This is a genomic window from Salipaludibacillus sp. CF4.18, assembly GCF_051262595.1.
Lineage (GTDB): Bacteria > Bacillota > Bacilli > Bacillales > Salisediminibacteriaceae > Salipaludibacillus > Salipaludibacillus neizhouensis.
Genome location: NZ_JBIMEV010000099.1, coordinates 1 through 6,684, shown reverse-complemented (window position 1 = coordinate 6,684; position 6,684 = coordinate 1). Strand labels below are relative to the sequence as shown.

General features: G+C 32.2%; 7 protein-coding genes. 1 reads left to right on the top strand and 6 read right to left on the bottom strand.

Annotated features, from left to right (window positions below; translation table 11 throughout):
- Positions 1-597: 597 nt before the first annotated feature.
- The 3 genes from ACHABW_RS25070 to ACHABW_RS25060 form a co-directional block, all read right to left on the bottom strand.
- Positions 598-936 carry a hypothetical protein gene (locus tag ACHABW_RS25070; protein ID WP_435759679.1) on the bottom strand — a complete coding sequence of 113 codons (339 nt, stop codon included), beginning with the start codon at positions 934-936 and terminating at the stop codon, positions 598-600.
- Positions 937-1,154: 218 nt separating this feature from the next.
- Positions 1,155-1,625 carry a hypothetical protein gene (locus tag ACHABW_RS25065; protein ID WP_435759677.1) on the bottom strand — a complete coding sequence of 157 codons (471 nt, stop codon included), beginning with the start codon at positions 1,623-1,625 and terminating at the stop codon, positions 1,155-1,157.
- A 754-nt stretch (positions 1,626-2,379) separates the two neighbouring features.
- Complete coding sequence (locus ACHABW_RS25060) at positions 2,380-2,742, bottom strand: hypothetical protein (protein WP_435759675.1); 363 nt, start codon at positions 2,740-2,742, stop codon at positions 2,380-2,382.
- A gap of 1,073 nt (positions 2,743-3,815) precedes the next feature.
- On the opposite strand from ACHABW_RS25060, the gene ACHABW_RS25055 reads away from it, so the two are divergent.
- Positions 3,816-4,196 (top strand): hypothetical protein, encoded by a 381-nt coding sequence (locus ACHABW_RS25055; RefSeq protein WP_435759673.1) that lies wholly within the window; start codon positions 3,816-3,818, stop codon positions 4,194-4,196.
- Positions 4,197-4,742: 546 nt separating this feature from the next.
- On the opposite strand, the gene ACHABW_RS25050 is transcribed toward ACHABW_RS25055, so the two are convergent.
- The 3 genes from ACHABW_RS25050 to ACHABW_RS25040 form a co-directional block, all read right to left on the bottom strand.
- Positions 4,743-5,096 carry a hypothetical protein gene (locus ACHABW_RS25050; RefSeq protein WP_435759671.1) on the bottom strand — a complete coding sequence of 118 codons (354 nt, stop codon included), beginning with the start codon at positions 5,094-5,096 and terminating at the stop codon, positions 4,743-4,745.
- A gap of 24 nt (positions 5,097-5,120) precedes the next feature.
- Positions 5,121-5,534, bottom strand: coding sequence for a hypothetical protein (locus tag ACHABW_RS25045; RefSeq protein WP_435759669.1), 414 nt, complete (start codon positions 5,532-5,534; stop codon positions 5,121-5,123).
- Between the two features lie 432 nt (positions 5,535-5,966).
- Entirely contained in the window at positions 5,967-6,440 is a 474-nt protein-coding gene (locus tag ACHABW_RS25040; RefSeq protein WP_435759667.1) for a hypothetical protein, read from the bottom strand.
- Positions 6,441-6,684 lie beyond the last annotated feature (244 nt).

Here is a 6,684-nt window from a genome sequence, read left to right as displayed (position 1 = left end):
TTTAGCTTAAGGAAAAACATTCACAATCCTTCACATATCCTATTATAATTTTCAACCATATGGCCCGATTACTGAAGTCTGCTATTATTGAAAATCAATAGATTTGTATAATATGTATAATATTCCCAATTATAAAAACAATGGTTTTTTAACTTTGATCATCCAGAATATATGATAACGGTCTCTCATACATTGGTACTCTTTTTGTCATTCAGTGGTAAAACTATTTCAAATATCGCACATATCATTGGCCACACATACTTCTATGATCTGACGAATAGCTCCTCTATTCTACTTATAGTTGTAATCTCAACCTCATGTCCCCTTTTTATTTTTCAGATTACACTCTTCTGATTATTCCTGTTCCTAAACCAAAAATTAAGATGGCTAAAATTAAAAGCTGGCTTGGTACTTCTTCATCAAGAAAGTATAAATAGTTGTGGAAATAACTATTACGAAGATTAACAAAAATCAATCCCTCTTGTATAATTATTTCACTAAATTACCATCCTCTTTGATTTTTATTATTGATATTTTATTTATGTTATATAAAGGTATGGAGAAACTGGTGCATTAGTCACTCTTAATTTACACGACTTAAATTTTTTCAGCTATATCTTTCTTAAACCTTGCGAATATATCTTGATCGAAGTGTTTTAAATACTTAGCTACCTTAAAGATGAATTTAGTTCGATTAATTTCCTCTGTCAGTAGATCTATGACAGTTACTACCGCCACTAAAAGCTTTTGATAAGAAATAGTTTTTTCCCTGAAGACTACTACCTCGCCTGAACTCATGGGAAGAGTTTGATCTAATATATATATAGCATATCGTTGCGGTAAATTTTGTTTATCATTTGGAACTAATTTCTTCAATTGATCTATAAGCTCTAGTTCTGAATAAGACCTATAAAACTTGTAAAAATCAAGAATCAATTCTTCTGCTCCGTTTTCACTATCTATGTCAGTCTAAGTAATTACAAAATAGTTAGCCATACCTCTAACTCCTCCTTATTACATATCCTTTCAACAAAAAGGAAGAAAACCCCTCCATTTATTACATATCAGGCTATAACCTTATTTAGAATTGTATCTATTACATTGCAAGATTACTATTTATGTTTGGTTTGCTGTCATTCGACAGCCCACCATTGTCAATTTATTGAATCGTTTTTAACATTTTTTTCAATGGCACCTTCTAAGATACGCTTCCTCATACTTATCTCATAATTTTTAATCTGTTCTTTTGTCATTTTCGGATGTATTGCTTCTTTGAACAGTTTATCAAGGTGTATACCTTCTTTGTCATAAATATTGTAAGCGACAGATTCACCATGAATAATTACATCTTTAACTGCTCTTTTTATCCAAGGTCGAGCCAAATCATCGTCTCCTGCTTTCCAGTGAAAACTTCTTATAAGTTCTTCACCTATAACGCAAATGCATGTTGCGGCCTCACCATTATGGTGAACAAAATCTAAATTAATATCCGATACTGCTCTGTATTCTCTAATTCCTTTTTTTATTTCATATAACCGGTGTTCTTTAGACGTATCACATTTTAAAATTGCCTTCGTGCATCCTGTAATAAATTCCTTTTCTCCACGACTAATAAATTTAGACATAATATCCGCTCCTATCATATATAGTTTATACAGAATCGTGATTATGACTTTTAATATCGTTATCTTCTTCAAAGTGTTGTATTAATCCGGATCAGGTTCGTTTACTGGTTCTATGCCTCCGTCTTTCATGGCGTAGACCAATCTCACCAACCCCTCCCCCAATATCTTTCATAAGGAATGGCGCTACGTCATAATTTAAATCTTCTACTTTTTACCTTCATCATTGCCTTTTGGTAAAATCTATTTCTAAACTACTGTCAAGTTTCTCCTCTTCCGTAATGCCCTGACTACAAATGTGCTTGAATTCACATAATCCGTATCATCTGTTCACCCTAAGCTGCATAAAGCCTCATTTTACGTCTTTCATGCTAACCCCTTTTCTATTGAGTGGATTGTTGACTTATGTTGAAGTAGATTATTGCATCATAAATTGATATAGCAAATCCTAATGTATATAACTAACAAAATTACTCTTTTTCGTTTGCAAAATAAAAATAATCTCTGTACTCAACATAATAGATATAGGGTTATTTAAAGGTAGTCTGGATTAATAAACAGAAAAAGATAGTGTTCAATATTAAACACTTCGCACTTGTTAAGCAACTCTGAAGGAGATACTTATAAAAAGCCGATTAAAGCTAAATAGCAAACAAATAAACCACGACTATAAATACAACTGCTAAATTATAACTATATTCCTTAAATAAACAGTTATCGAATCATCGACCTGCCCGCTTCTGAACCTAGTTGTTAATTACAACTTCAATTTACACTTAATTATGAAACTGCAATGTCTAAGAATCTCAAATTCTAAATCAGTGATGTCATGCATATGTGCTATTTTATTTCTTACTTTCGTTAGTTTGGATAAGGATTCTAATTCAATTGGGGTAAAACATTCTGTAAGAGGGGGATATTTTTCAAAATACGATATTATTTCATATAGAGATTTTGACTCAACTGGTCTTGCTTCATTAAATTTATATTGCCACTTTAAGCCGTAATTCTTCATCAAAGTCCAGTTCACGTAGTTTTTTAATCTAGTTTCAATTTCGTATAGTAGGGTGTATGCGGAACTCATGACTTCTGATGGGTTTTTGTATGGTTCTTTTATCATTTCGTAGTGCTCCTTTCGAGGGGGTTTTGAGGTTAAATTTATAATACAACATTTTCCACTAGAAAAATATAATAATTAACAAAAAAAAAAGAATAACAGGTTAGTAAACCTGCTATACCCCAATCTAGAGCCTTTAATACAACTCTAATTTACTTTTCCACTAAAAATCAATACTTTATCGAGAGGACCAATATTCATATTGTGGTCACTATATCCTTGTAGAATACTTGAAATACTCTCTACTTAGTTTTTCTGGTTTTATTATTTTTGCCCTTTGAGATACTTCCACATCAATACCACATATTCCATTAACTTGTCGAATACTAATTGCTATCTCTCTCTTCTCCCGACTATCGCTAAATGAAATTAGTAAAACCCGCTTGTGATTTGAGTAACAAACAAGCGGGTATATAAAAGACAATGAACAAAAAGGAGGATAATTCTTCATCACCTTGATACTATATATACTTCTTCTGCCTATCCCCCTCATGAAACCGACGGTGTTGCCTACCCAAAGTGAGTACATCCTTTCTATTTCAATAAAAAAGCTTGTGTACATGGAAGTCTGATTAAATTATATATCGGGTGAGTGGGTGACTGTAGTATTCTAATTGGAATTTACCTAGCCCTTTGCTAAACACCTATAAATGATCCCTCTTGATTGTATAGGTCTAATTTACTGTTACTTGTAGCTTTGAAATAAAGTTCGGTTTCATAAAAAAGTTTGATCAAAAGTTGATACGCAGGATTTTTTCTAGTTCAGCAATCGAGGTCATATGGTGGAGTAACTTTTATATTGCGTAATAGACTTTTACTGTGCAACAACGATAGGAATAACTTTGGTGAAATTAGAACAGCAACCTAGCAATAGGTAAATGAGTTAATATCTCTTTTCTTTTCTTTTTTTTTATTCTTAAATTAAAGGTGAGTGTTGACCTCACCACTCACATCATTTACACTGAGTGCAGTAGCTAGTACTCATATATATTAAGGAGGTCCTTAAAATTAGAATACAATTCTATCCAAACCATGAATTAGAAAAAAGACTTACTAACGAAGCTGAACAGCTAGGCGTGAGCGTTAGTATCTTAGTTAATGATGTGTTAAACAAGCATTATGGATTAATTCCAGCTACATCCTTGTCAAATTCAGAGTTAAGAAAAGTTATTTTTGAAGAAGTATCGGAATTCGTAAAAGCTCAACATAATGGAAGAGAAGAATTTGACTTAAACAAAGCATCAAGAACATATAGGGATATAGATATGGTGTATTCTGGAAAACCTAGTGCGATAAAAGCACAGATTGGTAAGGAATTCAATAACAATTATGTTGGCCGAGTCAAACCATTTGTTAACGTAAAACAAGTTAGGCTACCTAATGAAAAACCTAAAAAGACTATTAAGAATCGGGCAGCAATATATGCAATAGATTCATCTGATATAGCAGATGAATAGTATATAGATTTATGTGCTAAACTGCGCCACTTTCCAAGCAATTGAAGATTTAGCAATGGTTGAAATGGCTGTAATAGTGAGGTTTATATATCAGAAGAGATTGTTTACTATGAATAGGCTTGTCAAGGAAAGTACTTACAATAATGAGTTTTTACCTAAAAGTAGGGAAGAATCGTAAACAAATGGAGGCTATAGTTCAACTAGCAGTTAATTCTTAATTCGGTCATTTGATGTATAGTACAATGATACTGTTCCATAGAAAAAGAATATTCAACAAACAGGCGCAATTTTTGAGTATCACAGGAAAAAATAATCAAACTTTATTTTAAAGCAAAATTACTAGGTTAGTAAAACCTTATTCGATATCTAAGTTCTCATTTTTTCGTTAAACACTAAAACATTTTGGCTTCATCGCTTTCCTCAATTCACGATATTGATCTTCATGTGGGAACTTATTTTCGATACCCCTATAATCAATATCTTTTAGCAGACCTTCAACTGAGTTCTCTACATAATGTATCGTCTCTTGACATTCAACGACATCTTCTACTGTTTTGGGTTCAAATTTCTTTTTATGTAAAAAATTGTTTCATCTTCATAAACCATATTACAAATGGTGATATCTTCGCTTTTCATACCGAATGAAGTAGCCATCTCTTCTAAATTTGAAGTATTAAGTATCTTTCTAAGTATCATATATGCCGGTATGATTATACCTGGATCGCAAATGTCTTGCCTGTCCTCAACCTGATAACACAACTTGAAATCAAAATTAAGACCATCACCTTTAAAATGATGGTCATTTTTCGATACTAAAATTGCAAAATAACTTTCGCTAAACTCAACAGTAAAATCATCAAAAGTCTTCATCGCTTCATTTTCTATTTCCTCTATGAACATAGCTTTTTCTAACCTTCATTTCTATTAATCAGGTGCAAACTGTAATTCAATCACACATATTCCTGGATTTCCTATTGCAATTAAAATTGAATCAGGTGTTAAACTTACTAAATCTACAAGCGGTTCTCCTAATTCTATCTCTGAAAACAATTCTATCTCTTCTAAATCTATTCTTGAAAATTGCTCTTGTGTTAGTTTTATTATATCAATGAGATCCATTTTTATTCTAGATGTTATCGTTGTTTCAAATTTGAATGGTTTTCCCAATATTATTCTGCAATAAGCTTTGTTTAGTCCAAATTCTTTGAAATATCTTATAACGTTTGTTAACCCACAATTAAATTCAGTTTCGTATTCTTCAAAATCAGACACATCGTAAAAAGGTATCATATTAACCACTGTCCGATTTTCACATTTTATTGTTTGAATTTCTATCATTCTCTTCACGCCTATCCTTTGATTATTTGGGTGCTCTATTATGAGCTCCTAGTATTAATAAATAATATGAGAATTCTATTGATGAATTTTCACGTCTCAAACTAATTTTAATATGGTTGCTCGGTTACTCGTAGCATAGTTTTTATAAATTGGACTTGCTAAAAGTGCTTGCTATACCCTAGAGCAGCAAAGAGCATTTTCTCCTTTTTGTAACATGTTGACTATCACTCTTGTCTTCATATTGAATAAAATGACCTTTACTTAGCAATATTTGAGACTTTTAAAACAAAGGCTCTCTACAGTTTTTGACTACTGGAAAATTGATCCGAAAATCTACTTTACAACCGATCCTAACCATTAAATTATCTAGCTTTATTATTCAGGTCTAGTTTTCTTTTGGTTGTCAATATACAAAAAAGAGAAAATCATGAGTTATTTATTAGGTACAAACTGTAGCTCTATTCTACAGCCTGAGCCTCCTACCGCAATCTGAATTCGATCATGGAAGAAATATACACTATCAATTGGCAGATTTCCTTGTCCGTTTACAAACATAACTATCTTCTCTAATTTCACATTCGTGAATTTACTTTGTGAAAGTTTAAAGATATCAAGTACTTCCATTTTCTTAGGTGGTGGTGTCCGAGTCTTTGTTTTGAATACAAAAGGATCTCCAAATGTTATCCTGCAATAAGCCTCGTTTAAACCAAAACTTCTGAAATAGCCTATAACACCCGATAATCCGCAACTAAGCTCAGCGGCATAACGTTCACCAATTCCTGATAAACCATGTTCTTTCCCTTCATACCTTAGTCCAACATTTGCTTTGCCTTGGTGGTTTCCATAGAAAGGTAGCATATTAATCACTGTGCGCTTTCCAGATTTCACTGTTAATAACTGTGTCATGTCTTCACGCCCATCCTATTAATTATTTTGGTGCTTTATTGTTTGATCCTAGTAATAATAAATAAGATGAGATATCAAATCATGAAACTTTAATTCTCACAAACTTAATTTAATATGGTTGCTCGGTTCTCTTAGGTAGTAGCCGATTAAACAAGACTAAAAAGTGATCTTACCCATAGCAAAGAGTTTTATACTGGTATGTGGGTTATTCTTATTTGTTCAAATGACCTTTAGGAAGCATAAT

Excerpts from the sequence above, each read along its gene's own strand:
- ACHABW_RS25065 (WP_435759677.1), bottom strand. The coding sequence starts at position 1,625 with ATGTCTAAATTTATTAGTCGTGGAGAAAAGGAATTTATTACAGGATGC.
- ACHABW_RS25060 (WP_435759675.1), bottom strand. The coding sequence starts at position 2,742 with ATGATAAAAGAACCATACAAAAACCCATCAGAAGTCATGAGTTCCGCA.
- ACHABW_RS25050 (WP_435759671.1), bottom strand. The coding sequence starts at position 5,096 with ATGTTCATAGAGGAAATAGAAAATGAAGCGATGAAGACTTTTGATGAT.
- ACHABW_RS25045 (WP_435759669.1), bottom strand. The coding sequence starts at position 5,534 with ATGATAGAAATTCAAACAATAAAATGTGAAAATCGGACAGTGGTTAAT.
- ACHABW_RS25040 (WP_435759667.1), bottom strand. The coding sequence starts at position 6,440 with ATGACACAGTTATTAACAGTGAAATCTGGAAAGCGCACAGTGATTAAT.